The following is a 15,387-nucleotide window of genomic DNA, read 5'->3' on the forward strand; positions in this document are numbered from 1 at the left end:
TAGTGAGGAATTAGGCTGAAATTAAGCCTGAATACCGGTGATTTTGATCTCGGTGTACCACTGGCGGTGGCCCATACGCTTCATGTGGTGCTTACGACGACGGAACTTGATGATGCGGACTTTATCGTGACGACCTTGGGAGATCACTTCAGCCACAACGGTAGCGCCAGCAACAACTGGAGCGCCGATGTTCACGTCATCGCCATTGGCGACCAACAGAACGCGATCAAAAGTAACGGATTCGCCGGTAGCGATTTCCAGTTTTTCGATCTTCAGGTATTCACCTGGGGCGACCTTGTATTGCTTGCCACCAGTAACAATTACTGCGTACGACATGGTATTTCTCCGATAATCCTGCTCACCCAGCTCTTTATAAGAAGAGGTATTGGCTGGCATGGCTGCATAAGGCTGGAAGGCCTGTTTGCAATTGCGTAAGGCAGGTGCTGCCCAGGAAGTTCAGGGTGCGCGATTGTACGCAAGCTGCCGGGGTGATGCAAGAGGCCGTCCATCGTGCCTTGACACCCGCCGACGTGGGTCCTAGCATGCCGCGCAACCCTTCTGGAGCAACTGTCGCTGATGCAACCCCAAGCTTTCTACCGCGCGGTGGCGGACGATTTTAGCGCCGTCGACGGCATCATCAAGAAGCAGCTGACTTCCCGAGTGCCGCTGGTATCGAAAATCGGCGATTACATTACCTCGGCTGGCGGTAAACGCCTGCGTCCTCTATTAGTGCTGCTGTGTGGCAAGGCCCTGGGTCGCGAAGGCGATGACCTGCGCCTGCTGGCGGCAACCATTGAGTTCCTGCACACCGCCACCCTGCTGCACGACGACGTGGTCGACATGTCCGGCATGCGTCGTGGCCGCTCGACCGCCAACGCCATGTGGGGCAATGCGCCAAGCGTACTGGTGGGCGACTTCCTGTACTCACGCTCCTTTGAAATGATGGTCGAACTGGGTTCCATGCCGGTGATGAAGATCCTTTCGCAAGCCACGCGCATCATCGCCGAAGGCGAAGTGTTGCAGCTGTCCAAGGTCCGTGACGCCAGCACCACCGAAGAAACCTACATGGAAGTCATCCGCGGCAAGACCGCGATGCTCTTCGAAGCGTCGACCCACAGTGCGGCGGCCCTGGCCGGTGCCACACCGGAACAGAGTGAAGCGCTGCGTACCTTCGGTGATCACCTGGGCGTGGCTTTTCAACTGGTCGACGACCTGCTGGACTACAAGGGCGACGCGCAAACCCTGGGCAAGAACGTCGGTGACGATCTGGCAGAAGGCAAACCGACCCTGCCGCTGATCTACACCATGCGCGAAGGCACTCCGGAACAGGCTGCCCTGGTGCGCAAGGCGATCCAGAAAGGCGGCATCGAAGACCTGGAAAGCATTCGCGAAGCGGTAGAAGCGTCTGGCTCGCTGGATTACACCGCAAATCTGGCCCGTGATTACGTGGCCCGTGCGATCAAATGCCTCGATGCGCTGCCAGCCAGCGAGTATCGCGATGCATTGGTCGAGTTGAGTGAGTTTGCAGTAGCCCGCACTCACTGACTCCCACTTGTTCGACCCCGGCCCTTGTGGGAGCCGGGCTTGCCCGCGATGCAGTCACCTCGGTGTATCAGATGCACCGCAGTGATGGCATCGCAGGCAAGCCAGCTCCCACAGGAATCGCGTTGCCCCACCACCCACCTAAAACCCTATATAATGTGCGCTTTTTAGCCATCTTGAATCCAAGGAGCTTTAGTGAGCACGTTGCCACCCTGCCCAAAATGCAATTCCGAATACACCTATGAAGACGGCGCACAGCTGATCTGCCCTGAGTGCGCCCACGAGTGGTCCGCGAGCGGCGAAGCCGAAGCGGCGTCCGATGACACCGTGAAAAAGGATTCGGTCGGCAACGTCCTGCAGGACGGCGACACCATCACCGTGATCAAGGACCTGAAGGTCAAAGGCACGTCGCTGGTGGTCAAGGTCGGCACCAAGGTCAAGAACATCCGCCTGTGCGATGGCGATCACGACATCGACTGCAAGATCGACGGCATCGGCCCGATGAAGCTCAAATCCGAGTTCGTCAGAAAAGTCTGAATCTGCTGTCTTCCATCCCGCGCCCCGCGTGGGATGGTGCTTCACCCTCCCCGCCTCCCCGCCACATGTCTCGCAATAGCCAAACGCCAGCCGTTTTGACCTTACGCAATCTTTACCCTCAAAAAATCACAAATCGCCAATAGGTCCTTGCTATTTGATGAATAAGAATTATTCTCATTGAAACACATCAATGGAGATGAGACCCATGACTTATTTGATCGATGCCTGGCTGGACCGCCCACACCCATACCTCAGGATCCTGCATCGGGAAACAGGGGAAGTCTGTGCAGTGCTTGAAGAAGAAGCCTTGAACGAGCTGCAGGATCAGGGAGACCTGGACGTCAATGGCTTGAGTTCCAGCGAGCCGGTGGTGCTCAAGGAACTGGTGCGCAATCTGTTTCTGTTCTGCTATGCCCGGGCGTTGCGCCCGACCAGTGAGTTGCATAACAAGCTTGAAGTATGAATAGCGCCGTAAAAACTGTGGGAGCTAGCCTGCTGGCGATGGTATCAACGCGGTCTTGAAGAAACCCGGTCGCTCCTATCGCCAGCAGGCTAGCTCCCACATTAGCCCGACGTGATATCGGGCCAGGTATTACAGAACGTCGAGCAGTTCGACGTCGAATACCAGTACGCTGTGCGGCGGAATGCTGCCAACGCCTTGAGCGCCGTAAGCCAGTTCGCTCGGCACGTACAGACGCCATTTGCTGCCGGCATTCATCAGTTGCAGGGCTTCGGTCCAGCCAGCGATCACACCGCCAACCGGGAATTCTGCAGGCTGACCACGATCATAGGAGCTGTCGAACACAGTGCCGTCGATCAGGGTGCCGTGGTAGTGGGTGCGCACTTGATCTTCACGGGTGGGCTTGGCGCCTTCACCTTGAGTCAGCACTTCGAATTGCAGGCCGGAAGCCAGGGTGGTGATGCCATTACGCTTGGCGTTTTCAGCCAGGAAAGCCAGGCCTTCGCCAGCAGCCGCTTCAGCTTTGGCAGCTGCTTCAGCTTGCATGATTTCGCGAATGACCTTGAAGCTCGCGGACATTTCTTCCTGACCCACACGGCTTTCCTTACCGGCGAAAGCGTCGGTCAGACCTGCCAGGATCGCGTCCAGGCTAACGCCCGGTGGCGGGTTGTCGCGCAGTTGATCGCCCAGCTGACGGCCAATACCGTAGCTGACGCGGGTTTCGTCGGTGGACAGATTTACTTCGGACATGACACTGCTCCGCTGTGCGGACGGCCCTGGAACTTGCCGTGCGTGCACAGCGCGTCCCGGAGCGCCCGGAACCAAAAGGGCCAGCAGACTAGCACAGATGCCGTTGCGTTGATGAGCGCTGTCAGTGGTGCCAGGCAGAACGGAAGGCAATCGGTACTTTCAGGCTTTCCTCTGCACCGGAACTCATCCCGCACATCTCATCATGAACGGACGTGTGGACAAGGTTGAATGACAAGGAGGGAAAGGCATGCAGCATTTGACGCGCATGCTCGACCGAGCGTAGGTGAACCATCTGGTCGTGGGCATCACTCAAGGGATACGCCGCACCATGCATGCGCGCTTCCAGCAGGTAGATTCCGCCTTCCATAGAGATCAGATTCAGCTCATCGATTTTCCCGGCGATGGCATACGCACGCAACTCAACGAAGTTCATGAAGGCACCTCTTACAGTGTCGAGCAAAGACACTTACAGGCATATGCCTTGATGCCTCAAAGCACAAGCCACGAACGCCACCGCCCGTCTGTTTGCGTCTGACTGTAGGAGCGAGGCTTGCCCGCGAAGGCGGTGTGACAGGCAACATCTATATCGACTGACACGACCCCTTCGCGGGCAAGCCTCGCTCCTACAAGGGCCGTGTGAATCAGTGCTTGGTGAGTTTGTCCAGGTAGCCCATGGCAAACGCCGACACCACGAACGTCATGTGAATGATCACGTACCACTTCAAATGCTCGGGATCGACGTTCTTGGCGTCCATGAAGATCCGCAGCAGGTGGATCGACGAGATCGCCACAATGGAGGCGGCCACTTTCATCTTCAGCGAAGACGAATCCATGGTGCCCAGCCAGTTGAGTTTTTCCTTGCTGTCGTCGATGTCCAGTTGGGAAACGAAGTTCTCGTAACCGGAAATCATCACCATCACCAGCAAACCGCCCACCAGCGCCATGTCGATCAGCGACAGCAGCACCAGAATCAGGTCCGACTCGGCCATCGAGAATACGTTAGGGATGACGTGGAAAACTTCCTGGAAGAATTTCAGCGCCAGCGCCAGTAGCCCGAGGGACAGACCGAAGTAGATCGGCGCCAGCAGCCAGCGGGAGGCGTACATTGCATTTTCGATAAAGCGTTCCATTGAATCTCACACGTGGGCTGGAAATGGCCGCGAGTATAACAGTCCCCCGTTACAGCCAGAAACCGTCGGGAAATCCGCAACCTGCGCGTGTGTCACAAAGTTTTTCTGCTAGTGTCCAGACTATTGACAGCTCAGCGACATCGGACAGGAAGACTGGAAATGGATCTGCGATTGCCAATAACGAGTGCCGGTTTTTGCCTGGCGCTGCTGCTGAGCGGCTGCTCACCCAGCGACGAGAAGCGCCAGACCAGCCTCGAGGAAAAGACCGCGCAGTTCGAGAAGTCTCTGGATGCGATTGAGGATCCGAAGCTCAAGGATGCCGCTGCCGAACTCGGTGGTTCGCTGCTGTTGCTTGAGCGCGCTCAACTCAAGCTGGACAGCAAACCCGTTGAAACCGAATACGGCGAAGACGCCCTCGCCGTGCTCAAGCACTACCCCACGCCTCAGGCGCTCGTCGATACCTACATCAACGGTCTGTTCGTGCTGCACAAGGATTCCAGCTCCGACTACCTGACCGATCTGCAACCGGTGTTCCCGTTCAACTTCAATATTCCGGCCGCGTTTCTCTTTCCCCATGGCCTGGAATGGCAATCGGTGACCCTGAGCAACAAGCGCGTCATCGCGTTCCAGCCGGAATGGTCGGAAACCGATCCCGGCATTCAGCTGAGTCCGTCGAGTTCCAACGTGACTAACCCGGATGATCTGACGGTGACTTATCCCTTCATCGATGGCCTGGACGTCGACAACAAGCACCAGCCCCAGCCAGTAAGCCTGCAAGGCAAGGTCGAAGTCATCGCGCCGCGCAGGCTCTACACCTTCGACCTGAGTAAAAAAGACGTCGGCCAGACCCGCACCAACGACAACCTCAGCGTCACCTTGCTGAAACTGGGCAACAACTACGCCGAAATCGAATTCAACAACAGCGCGCCACTGGCACCCGAAGTCAGCGAAACACCGTTGAATCCATTGATCGTGCAGGCCAAAGACACCACAGGGCAATTCCTCTCGCGTTCGGGTTCGATCAACGAAACTGCCGCGCAAATTGCCTTCTATCAAAAACAACTGGCGAAAATTCAGCAGCAGAAGGCCTGGAGCGAGACGTTCGAACAACAGATCGATGACGAACAGCGCACCTTCGAGGCACAGCAGAAGAATCATTACAGCAAAGTGTATTTCAACGGACCGGTCGAAACCGTCGAAGTCAGCGTGCTGGATTTCTCGGCTGCCACGGTGACCCGCAAGGACCTGAATTTGCCGGTGCGCCGCTTCGATTCGCATACCACGGAAAAAACCGTCCAGCCACTGACCTTGCCGGTGGTGGTGTATGACGATCAGGCCCCGAACTGGCTCAAGGGCGCGACATTGAGCGAGGAACAATTGAAGAAACGCATCATCGTCAGCCAATCGGTGGAGGACCCCAGCGCCGCACGCATCGAGTTCGATCACCCCAAAAGCTTCAATGATGAGCTGCTCGGCACATCGTTCAGCGCTGGCAATAGCCCGGTCACGTTCTTTACGGAGGATGGCAGCGGCAAACGCGATGAGCCGATCGAGCTGCCACAAGAGGCTTATGAGGTCGACCCGCTAAGTGGCGCCATCACCTATGACCTGAACCTGTTTCCGGAAACACCGGCCTATGCAGTGGGCTCCATGCCGCTGTTCCTGGCGACAGTGGCCAAACAAACGTTCGACGCCCCTGCGCTACCCAAGGGCCTGGAACTCAAAGGCAATGCGCTGGTGGTTGATTTGAAGCTGTTTCCTGCCCAGGACTGGCGATTTTTCGCCAAGGACGGCTCCGGAAACTATCTGAAGGAAATTCTTTCCGTCACACACGACGCGAGCGCAGAAGGCCCGGCGTTATTTGCCGTGCATTACTTCTATGGCCAGCCAACGCGTCTGGAAAGTTATCAGCGAACCGATCTCACCACGGTCCAGTATGGTTTCGAGGTCAAACTGGCCAAGGCTGATCTGTCTCACCTGGATCAATAGGCGGAATCAGTGCCCGGGTCGAAAATCAGCCGCCGAGGTTGCGGCAACGGCCGCCGTTGATTTCCCGCAGTTGGGCTTGCAGGTGCAGGCACCAGATCTGTGGGTCATCGGCCAGCTCGTAGCCATGCAGCGTCAGGCTTTCAACAATCGTGTCGAGGATGGATTCAGCCACGAAAGGCCCATGGAACGGGCCCTGTGCCTTGATGGCGGAAGGTTGTTCGCCGGCCATTCCGGCGGCAAAAAGCAAGGTCCACATGCCCGTATCCCCCGCCAACGGGCGGATGGCACACTCGATACGGGTCACAAGGCCCAAACATTGACGGGTGAGGCAGAGGTTGCGCGACATGGCGGCGACCCTCGGTAGATCCGGTATTCAGCCCCCACGAGAAGGCTGTCTCGATCCAGTGATTACTGTCGATATCCTTGAGCTGAGAATAGAAGAAAAGTCTGACTAGCACGTCAGGTAGAACCAGAAGGCGCCGAATGGTCATTGTGTGAATATTGACGCCAGAGTGATGGCACTTTCTTGTGCTTCACACAAACAAATGTGGGAGCGAGCCTGCTCGCGATGAGGGAGTATCAGTCAACAATGATGTGACTGATACACCGCTATCGCGAGCAGGCTCGCTCCCACAGTGGGTTGAGGGTGACCTCAGGTTGGCGTCAGGCCGGTTTTGCTTCGACCAATGCTTCCAGCGCCGCTTCCTTCTCGGCTTCCTTGAGGTCTTCTTCGCTGATCATTTCCGCGATCACCCGCAAGCGTTCCACCACCCGCGCGTTGACGCTGCCTTCAGGGAACTGGCCATCGGCATCCGGCGCACCGGCCGGTTCGCCGACCAACAAGCTCAACGCCTCGTCAGCCTGGCGCACGGCGTAGACATGGAACTGCCCCGCACGCACCGCCGACAACACCTTCTCGTCGAGCATCAGCGTGGCCACGTTGGCCTGCGGAATGATCGCCCCCTGCTCACCGGTCAACCCGCGGGCCTCGCAGAGCCGGAAGAAACCTTCGATCTTCTCGTTGACCCCGCCCACCGCCTGCACTTCACCGAACTGGTTGATCGAGCCGGTAATCGCGAAGCACTGCTTGAGCGGCGTCTTCGACAGCGCCGAGATCAGCGTACACGCCTCGCCCAGCGACGCACTGTCGCCATCGACATAACCGTAGGACTGCTCCAGCGCGATACTCGCGGAAATCGCCAGCGGGAATTCTTGAGCGTAACGGCTGCCCAGATACCCGGTGAGGATCATCACGCCCTTGGAGTGAATTGGCTGCCCGAGGTTGACCTCACGCTCGATGTCGACGATGCCGCTGCCGCCCGGGTAGACCGTGGCGGAAATCCGCGCCGGCACACCGAACGCCGAGTCGCCGACTTCCAGCACGGTCAGTCCGTTGCACTTACCGACGGCGGCGCCGTCCGTGTCGATCAGGATGATCCCGGCCAGCATGTCATCGAGAATCCGCGCCGAGACCCGCCCGGTACGCGTGGCCTTGGCCTTGAGCGCCCGTTCGATATGCCCGGCATCGGTCATCTCGTCACCCGCCAGGTGACGGATGAAATCCGCCTCGCTGACCAGCTGGAACAGATCACCGATACGCGCCGACAAACGCCCCTGGTGTTCGGCCAGACGCGCGCTGTACGTCGCCAGTCGCGCCACGGCATCGGCGGTCAGCGGTGCCATGCCTTCTTCCGAGGTACGGGTTTTGAGCAATTGGGCGAACTGCTCCAGGCTCTCGTCGACCATCGGGATGTCTTCGTCGAAGTCCACCAGGACGCGGAACATCTCCTGGAAGTCCGGATCGAGATCTTGCAGCGTGTAATACAGCTGACGCGCACCGATGATGACGACTTTGACCTGCAACGGAATATGTTGCGGCGTCAGGGTCACCGTGGCCAGACGGCCCAGTTCACCGAGCGGCGATTCCATTTTCAGTTTGCGCGATTGCAGGGCGCGCTTGAGCGCATCCCACACGAACGGCTCGCTGAGCATTTTTTCCGCCTCAAGGATCAGGAAACCGCCGTTGGCCCGGTGCAGCGCACCCGGCCGCAGCTGCCGATACGTGGTGTAGAGCGCGCCCTGATCGGTGCTGTATTCAATGCGGCCAAACAGGTTTTCGTAAGTCGGGTGCGGCTCGAAGACCACCGGCGCACCGCCGCTGGACGAATGACCGACCACCAGGCTCGGAGCGTATTGTTCTTCCAGCAGCTTGCGGGCGATTGCGTCGGTCTTGCTGTCGTCCACCAGTTGCTCGACCACCGTCTTGAGCAGATAGACCTGCATGGCTTGCAGGTAACCACACACGGCCGCGTTCTCGGCGTATTTCTCCGACAACGGCGACAGCAACGGCTGCAAGGCCAGGGTGATGGTTTCTTCGTTGAGGTGGCGCAGTTGATTGCTCGACTCGCGCTTCCATTGCGGCAGGCTGGCGAGCTCTTCGTTCAGTCGCTCCTCCAGACCGGAAATATCGTCGTGGAAACGCTCACGATCGGCTTCCGGCAACTGGGCGAATTCCGCTTCGTCCAGGGCTTTGCCTTCGCTCATCGGCGTGAACGCGATGTTGCTGGCGTCGCGGTACAGCGCGACTTCCTTCTCCAGCGCCAGGCGCTCGATCACGTCCAGCGCCTTGTCGTAGCGCTGGTTGAAGGCGCGGTCGATGGCGCTTTTTTTCTGCTGGTAGGACGGATGCTCGAAGACAGCCGGAAAGGTTGCCAGCAGGTTGTCGATCAAACCGTTGATGTCACCGATGAAGGCGCCGGCGGTGCCCGACGGCAATTCTAGCGCACGAGGTTCGCGAGGCTCATCGAAATTGTTGACGTAGACCCAGTCTGCCGGGGTCTGCAGGCGTTTGCCTTCGGCTTTCAGGTAGCGTTTGACGAACGAAAACCGGCCGGTGCCGGGCTCACCCATGACGAATACGTTGTAACCGGGGCGTGGCATGGCCACGCCGAACTGCAAGGCTTCGACAGCACGTTCCTGGCCAAGCACACCGCGGAAGGGCTCCAGATCATTGGTGGTAGAGAAGCTGAACTGTTCAGCGGAAAACGGACGGGTCAGCGCTTCAGGCGCTAGACGCAAGCTGGCAGCAACAGGATCAGGCATCGGGCTTCCTTACATCAGGCGGGGCAGATAGCGGCATTCTGGCGCTGCCCATACCTCACTTGCAAGGCGCACCTCCAGCCAAAGCATAGTCAAACCGTCATCTCCAGTCCGGCCGGGCGCAAATCAACGATTTCAACGAATGTTTCGCAAAAAATCACGGAACCCCGGGAACGTGCCTAAACTCCAAACTGCGCGGCTGGATTAATAACTGGCCCACTGGCGCCGGATTGGGCCAGACCCCTTGTCCATTGGTATGCACATAAAGAGAACAAAGCTATGAAACGGATTCTTCTCGGTACTCTCTTCACCGCTGTATCCATCAACGCCATGGCGCAAGCGCCAGGCGGCCCGGATTGCGGTTGGGGCAACATGCTGTTCGAAGGTCAGCGTGGCACCCCGGCTCACTTCCTGGCATCCACCACCAACGGCACTTCCGGTAACGCAACGTTCGGTATGACTTCTGGTACCAACGGTTGCTCGACTAATGCGTCGCTGACTTATGGCGGCAAATCCTGGTTTGCCATGAATGGCATGATGAACGAGCTGTCCGAAGACATGGCCAAAGGTAACGGCGAAGCGCTGACTACCTACGCTGTGGTACTGGGCGTGGCGCCGGAAGACCGTGCGCATTTCGCCGCTGTGACTCACCAGCACTTCCAGCAGATCTTCAGCAAGGCTGACGTGACCGCTGACGACGTGCATACCAACACCCTGGCCGTTCTGAAGAACGATCCACGTCTGGCCAAGTACGCGACTCAAGCTTAAGCTCGACCCGCCCGCTCCTTTCGGGGAGCGGGTTTTATTTTTTGGACCTGGCCCTTTTTGGTCTTTGTTTCTTTCGACTTAAGTTGCCCACTATGCTCAAACGCCTTGCCTGGCTGGCGCTCTGTGTCTGCGCCCCGCTGTCCGCCGCGCCACCTATCGACAATCAACGTTTGCAGCAACTGGCCAACGACCCCTTCTGGATTTCCCTGGGCCACTACGAAACCGCCAAGCTGGGCGGCTGGCGCAGCTATGTCAGCGACAAGAAGTTCTTTCTCGCACCCGACGGTAACGAACACCCCGACCGCGAACTGGCAGCCACCGTGCAGGCGTTGTATGCACCGGCCAGTGCGGGCGAAAAGCATGCGCAATGCGTCTATCCGGCCCGCACCCGTTGGTTGAAAGCGCAGCTCAACCTGACCGATCTACCGCCCCTCGAATGCAGCGAATTCAAGCAATGGTTCAAGGATGTCTCGCCCCACAGCGCGGTGATGATTTTCCCGGCGGCTTACCTGAACAGTCCGTCGTCGATGTTTGGCCATACCTTGCTGCGTATCGACCAGGCTGACGTTCAGAGCGATCACACCGCTCTGCTCAGTTACGCGATCAACTTCGGCGCCTACATCGAAGGCTCGGACAACAGCATCCTCTACGCCTGGAAAGGCTTGATGGGCGGCTATCCAGGGCTGTTTGCGCTGGTGCCGTATCAGGAAAAACTCTCGGAATACCGCAGCCTCGAGAACCGGGACCTGTGGGAATACCGGCTGAACCTGACGCAGGCCGAAACCGAGCGCATGGTCGAGCACGTCTGGGAGTTGAAGCAGATCCAGTTCGACTATTTCTTCTTCGACGAAAACTGCTCCTATCGCCTGCTTGAGCTGCTGCAAGTGGCGCGGCCGAGCCTGCGCCTGACCGAACAGTTCCCGCTGACTGCAATTCCAACTGACACCGTCAAAGCGGTGAAAGAAGCCGGGCTGGTGGAATCCATTCAGTATCGTCCGTCTCGTGAACGGGAACTGCTGAGCCGCGCCGAGCCGTTGACTGACGAAGAACAGGAGTGGGTGCTGAAGGTCAGCGCCGACCAGAAGCTTTTGCAGACGCCGGCCTTCAAGGCCCAGCCCCGCGCGCGTCAGGCGCTGATCATCGATGCGGCTTACCGACTCGAACGCTACCGCGCCAACGGTCAGGAGCGCGATCCAGAGCGGGCGCAGCGCAGTTTCGAATTGCTGCGGGCGATCAACCAGAACCCGGCGCCGGAGCTGGACATCCCACGGCCCGGCCTGCCCGAGGACGGCCACGAATCCCGCACCTGGCAAGCCGGAATCGGCACTCGGGGCGACAAGGCCTTCGGCGAATATGGCCTGCGCATGGCTTATCACGATCTCAACGATAACGCCGAGAGCTTCCCGCTGGGTGCGCAGATCGAAATCCTGCAGATGAAACTGCGTCAGTACGAAGGCAATGAGTGGCAGTTCCAGCAATTGGACCTGGCGACCATCCGCTCGCTGACGCCGCGCAATGAGCTGTTGCAGCCGCTCTCGTGGCAAGTCACCGGCGGTCTGGAGCGCGTGCCGGGCAAGCATGACGATGAAACGTTGGTCAGCCACGTCAACGGCGGCGGCGGCGGTACTTGGCAACTGGGCGAAGACATGCTCGGCTTTGCACTGGGCACCGTGCGCGTCGAGCACAACAACGACTTCGCAGGCTTTATCGCGCCAGCCGCAGGCTTCAATAGCGGCCTGCTGTGGAAAAACCCGCTGGGTAACTTCAGCCTGGAAGCCAAGGGCGATTTCTTCACCAATGGCGAAGTGCGCCGCAGCGTGAGTCTGAACCAGCAGTGGGAATTGTCGCGCAACCTGGGCCTGCGCCTGAGCGCCCAGCGCGAATTCAGCCACCTCGCCTCACCGGAGAACGAAGTGATGCTTGAGGTGAAGTGGTATCACTACTGACCCGAATCCACTGCAAAACCAATGTGGGAGCGAGCCTGCTCGCTCCCACAGGGGATTTGTGGTGGTCAACAGATTGATCACACGCCTTTCACGATCGCCTGACAATTTCACTCGTAGACTTCACCCATTGGCCGTCTAACGGCCCGGGAGTCCGAGATGTGGCGTTGCGCAGGTGTGTTGGGGATGTTGATGTTGATCGCGGGTTGCCAGACCACCCACGAGGATTTGATCGCCAAGGGTTACCCACCGGCGTTCGCCGATGGTTTCGATGACGGTTGCAGCAGTGGCCGGCAAGCCGCCGGGGCAATCACCGGGGAATTTCGCAAGAACGTGCCGCGTTACCTCAAAGACAAGCAATACGCCGAAGGCTGGAGCGACGGCTTTCGCCAGTGTCAGGCCATGCGCGAAAGCGAGGATCGCGAAGACTATCGCAGCCACCATTGGGATGACCGGGACAAGGCCTGGCGGCAACAGAAGGACCAGGACGCCGCCCGTGCCTATCGCTCGCAATGAGTCGCTGACAGACATCCGTCGAAACTAATAGCCTGCAACCATGGCCCAAACCCTATAACGGGAGAAAACCATGAGTCGCGCCTTCGTCAATGAAGATAACGTCGCCGCGCAAGCCGATCAGCCAGTCGAACGGCAGGTCAGCGCGCAGCCCAATTACGTCACGCCCGCCGGGCTTGCGCAGCTTCAGGTGAAAGTCGCCGAGGTGCAAAACCTGATCAATGAACAGAATGCGAAGGGTGAACTGGCGGACAAACAGCGCCAGGCCGACCTTGAGCGTGACTGGCGGTACTTCAATCAACGCCTGCAAAGCGCTCAGCTGGTTGTACCGGCCTCTTCGACCGACAAAGTGCAGATCGGCGCGTGGGTGACCTTTGCCGATGAGCACGGCAACGAACAGCGTGTGCAGTTGGTGGGTGAGGATCAGGCGGAGGCTGCGAGCGGGCTGATCAACTGGGGCTCGCCACTGGGGCGGGCGTTGCTGGGCGCGCAGGTTGGGGATGAAGTGGTGTGGAAGCGGCCGGTGGGGGATTTGGTGATTGAGGTGTTGTGCATAGAAATCGGGTGATCTTCAGGACGCCATCGCTAGCAGGCTAGCTCCCACAGTGGATTTGTGTCGCTCTCATACCCCCTGTGGGAGCCAGCCTGCTGGCGATGGCCGCACCACGGTGTAACTTAAGCCCATAAAAAACGGAGCCCCGAAGGCTCCGTTTTTACATGCAACCCACCCGATATCAGGCCAGTTTCTTGTGCCGTACACGATGCGGCTGGGATGCAGCTTCGCCGAGGCGTTTCTTGCGATCGGCTTCGTACTCGGTGTAGTTGCCTTCGAAGAACACGGCTTGCGAGTCGTCTTCGTACGCCAGGATGTGGGTCGCGACGCGGTCAAGGAACCACCGATCGTGAGAGATCACAATGGCGGCGCCCGGGAAGTCCAGCAGGGCTTCTTCCAGGGAACGCAGGGTTTCAACGTCGAGGTCGTTGGACGGTTCGTCGAGCAGCAGGACGTTGCCGCCCTCTTTCAGGGTCAGGGCCAGGTGCAAGCGACCGCGCTCACCACCGGACAGATCCTTGACGAACTTCTGCTGGTCGCCGCCCTTGAAGTTGAAGCGGCCGACGTAGGTGCGCGACGGGATCTCGTAGTTGCCGATGCGGATCTGATCGGAACCGTCGGAGATTTGCTGGAACACAGTCTTGCTGCCGTCCAGGTCGTCGCGGCTCTGATCGACACACGCCAGTTGCACGGTTTCGCCGACTTCGATGCTGCCCGAATCCGGTTGTTCCTTGCCCATCAGCATGCGGAACAGGGTCGATTTACCGGCGCCGTTACCACCGATCACGCCTACGATGGCGCCTTTTGGCATGGAGAACGACAGGTTGTCGATCAACACGCGATCGCCATAGCCCTTGGAAACGTTCTTGAACTCGATGACCTTGTCACCCAGGCGCGGACCGGCCGGGATGTAGATCTCGTTGGTTTCGCTGCGCTTCTGGAATTCCTGCGATTGCATTTCTTCAAAGCGTTGCAGACGAGCCTTGGATTTGGACTGGCGGGCCTTGGCGCCTTTGCGCACCCACTCCAGTTCTTCCTTCATGGCTTTTTCGTGGGCCGACTGCTGCTTGGATTCGGCAGCCAGACGGTCGGACTTGGCTTCGAGCCAACCCGAATAGTTGCCCTCGTACGGGATACCGGCGCCGCGGTCGAGCTCGAGGATCCAGCCGGCAACGTTGTCCAGGAAGTAACGGTCGTGCGTGATCGCGACCACGGTGCCCGGGAAATCGTGCAGGAAGTGCTCCAGCCAGGCGACGGAATCGGCGTCCAGGTGGTTGGTGGGTTCGTCGAGCAGCAGCATGTCGGGGGCGGACAGCAGCAGGCGGCACAGGGCCACACGACGCTTTTCACCACCGGACAGGAATTCGACCTTGGCATCCCAGGCTGGCAGGCGCAGCGCATCGGCGGCTACTTCCAGTTGGCGATCCAGGTTGTGGCCGTCGCTGGCTTGCAGGATGGCTTCGAGCTTGGCCTGTTCGGCGGCCAGTTTGTCGAAGTCGGCATCTTCATCGGCGTAAGCGGCGTAGACCTCGTCCAGGCGCGCCTGGGCGTTCTTGATCACGCTGACCGCTTCCTCGACCACTTCACGCACGGTCTTGGTCGGGTCCAGGATCGGTTCCTGTGGCAGGTAGCCGATGTTCAGCTCCGGCATCGGACGAGCTTCGCCCTCGAACTCGGTGTCGACGCCCGCCATGATTTTCAACAGCGTGGACTTACCCGAACCGTTGAGACCGAGCACACCGATCTTGGCGCCAGGGAAGAACGACAGAGAAATGTTTTTCAGGATTTCCCGCTTCGGCGGAACAACTTTGCCCAGCCGATGCATGGTGAAGACGTATTGAGCCATGGAGAACCTTGGGTCAGTGACAGATGAATGATTGGAGCGCAGGCGAAGCCCGGCCAGACTGTGCGCGTCGTCCGCTTGGTAAAGACCCTGCGTGCGCGCTGAAAAAGTCTGATTCTAGGAGCTGGAACGCCCCCACGTAACCCGCAAAGCTACCTTAATGACAGATGGCAGTCCAGCCGGGAGGGGCTGGCACTTAGCCACAACTCAAGGCATGCTAGCCGCCCTTCGGGCGTCCGGCTTATAGTGCACGTCGCGCC

14 protein-coding genes and 1 pseudogene are annotated in these 15,387 nt (G+C 58.8%); 8 read left to right on the forward strand and 7 right to left on the reverse strand.

The window, feature by feature from the left end:
• Positions 1–21: 21 nt before the first annotated feature.
• Positions 22–336: a 50S ribosomal protein L21 gene (gene rplU, locus ACA060_RS24875; RefSeq protein ID WP_003176051.1), complete on the reverse strand. Its 315-nt coding sequence runs from the start codon at positions 334–336 to the stop codon at positions 22–24.
• Between the two features lie 240 nt (positions 337–576).
• Between rplU and ACA060_RS24880 the strand changes: the two genes are divergently transcribed.
• The 3 genes from ACA060_RS24880 to ACA060_RS24890 all read left to right on the forward strand — a co-directional run bounded on the left by ACA060_RS24880 (position 577) and on the right by ACA060_RS24890 (position 2,542).
• Complete coding sequence (locus tag ACA060_RS24880; protein WP_109634975.1) at positions 577–1,545, forward strand: polyprenyl synthetase family protein; 969 nt, start codon at positions 577–579, stop codon at positions 1,543–1,545.
• 192 nt (positions 1,546–1,737) lie between these two features.
• Positions 1,738–2,079, forward strand: a complete 342-nt coding sequence (locus ACA060_RS24885) for a zinc ribbon domain-containing protein YjdM (RefSeq protein ID WP_010467527.1) — start codon at positions 1,738–1,740, stop codon at positions 2,077–2,079.
• Positions 2,080–2,284: 205 nt separating this feature from the next.
• Entirely contained in the window at positions 2,285–2,542 is a 258-nt protein-coding gene (locus tag ACA060_RS24890; protein ID WP_017340862.1) for a PA4570 family protein, read from the forward strand.
• A 129-nt stretch (positions 2,543–2,671) separates the two neighbouring features.
• Here the strand turns inward: ACA060_RS24890 and bamJ are convergent, their stop codons facing one another.
• The 3 genes from bamJ to ACA060_RS24905 all read right to left on the reverse strand — a co-directional run bounded on the left by bamJ (position 2,672) and on the right by ACA060_RS24905 (position 4,419).
• Positions 2,672–3,289 (reverse strand): BamJ family beta-barrel-assembly machinery protein, encoded by a 618-nt coding sequence (gene bamJ / locus ACA060_RS24895; protein ID WP_497313802.1) that lies wholly within the window; start codon positions 3,287–3,289, stop codon positions 2,672–2,674.
• 121 nt (positions 3,290–3,410) lie between these two features.
• Complete coding sequence (locus ACA060_RS24900; RefSeq protein WP_497313804.1) at positions 3,411–3,722, reverse strand: DUF6482 family protein; 312 nt, start codon at positions 3,720–3,722, stop codon at positions 3,411–3,413.
• 208 nt (positions 3,723–3,930) lie between these two features.
• A complete protein-coding gene (locus tag ACA060_RS24905) occupies positions 3,931–4,419 on the reverse strand; it encodes a TIGR00645 family protein (protein ID WP_007943976.1) in 489 nt (162 codons plus the stop codon).
• A gap of 159 nt (positions 4,420–4,578) precedes the next feature.
• Between ACA060_RS24905 and ACA060_RS24910 the strand changes: the two genes are divergently transcribed.
• Positions 4,579–6,408 carry a hypothetical protein gene (locus ACA060_RS24910; protein WP_497313806.1) on the forward strand — a complete coding sequence of 610 codons (1,830 nt, stop codon included), beginning with the start codon at positions 4,579–4,581 and terminating at the stop codon, positions 6,406–6,408.
• Between the two features lie 6 nt (positions 6,409–6,414).
• On the opposite strand, the pseudogene ACA060_RS24915 reads toward ACA060_RS24910, so the two are convergent.
• Both ACA060_RS24915 and ACA060_RS24920 read right to left on the reverse strand, forming a co-directional pair.
• Positions 6,415–6,754 (reverse strand): annotated as a pseudogene (locus ACA060_RS24915) (PA4575 family protein).
• A 317-nt stretch (positions 6,755–7,071) separates the two neighbouring features.
• Positions 7,072–9,510, reverse strand: coding sequence for a Lon protease family protein (locus ACA060_RS24920; protein WP_109634985.1), 2,439 nt, complete (start codon positions 9,508–9,510; stop codon positions 7,072–7,074).
• Positions 9,511–9,786: 276 nt separating this feature from the next.
• On the opposite strand from ACA060_RS24920, the gene ACA060_RS24925 reads away from it, so the two are divergent.
• The 4 genes from ACA060_RS24925 (at position 9,787) to ACA060_RS24940 (ending at position 13,299) form a co-directional block, all read left to right on the forward strand.
• Complete coding sequence (locus ACA060_RS24925; protein ID WP_010467516.1) at positions 9,787–10,275, forward strand: DUF3015 domain-containing protein; 489 nt, start codon at positions 9,787–9,789, stop codon at positions 10,273–10,275.
• A 92-nt stretch (positions 10,276–10,367) separates the two neighbouring features.
• On the forward strand, positions 10,368–12,221 hold the full coding sequence (locus ACA060_RS24930) for an Lnb N-terminal periplasmic domain-containing protein (RefSeq protein WP_497313809.1): 1,854 nt from the start codon (positions 10,368–10,370) through the stop codon (positions 12,219–12,221).
• A gap of 156 nt (positions 12,222–12,377) precedes the next feature.
• Positions 12,378–12,734 carry a hypothetical protein gene (locus ACA060_RS24935; protein ID WP_497313811.1) on the forward strand — a complete coding sequence of 119 codons (357 nt, stop codon included), beginning with the start codon at positions 12,378–12,380 and terminating at the stop codon, positions 12,732–12,734.
• A gap of 70 nt (positions 12,735–12,804) precedes the next feature.
• The gene (locus ACA060_RS24940) at positions 12,805–13,299 is read left to right on the forward strand and encodes a GreA/GreB family elongation factor (protein ID WP_497313813.1); all 495 of its coding nucleotides are present in this window, start codon (positions 12,805–12,807) and stop codon (positions 13,297–13,299) included.
• A gap of 166 nt (positions 13,300–13,465) precedes the next feature.
• Here ACA060_RS24940 and ettA read toward each other — a convergent pair whose 3' ends face one another.
• On the reverse strand, positions 13,466–15,130 hold the full coding sequence (gene ettA, locus ACA060_RS24945) for an energy-dependent translational throttle protein EttA (RefSeq protein ID WP_497313815.1): 1,665 nt from the start codon (positions 15,128–15,130) through the stop codon (positions 13,466–13,468).
• Between the last annotated feature and the right edge of the window lie 257 nt (positions 15,131–15,387).

The sequence above is a fragment of the Pseudomonas sp. LBUM1671 genome (assembly GCF_059695685.1).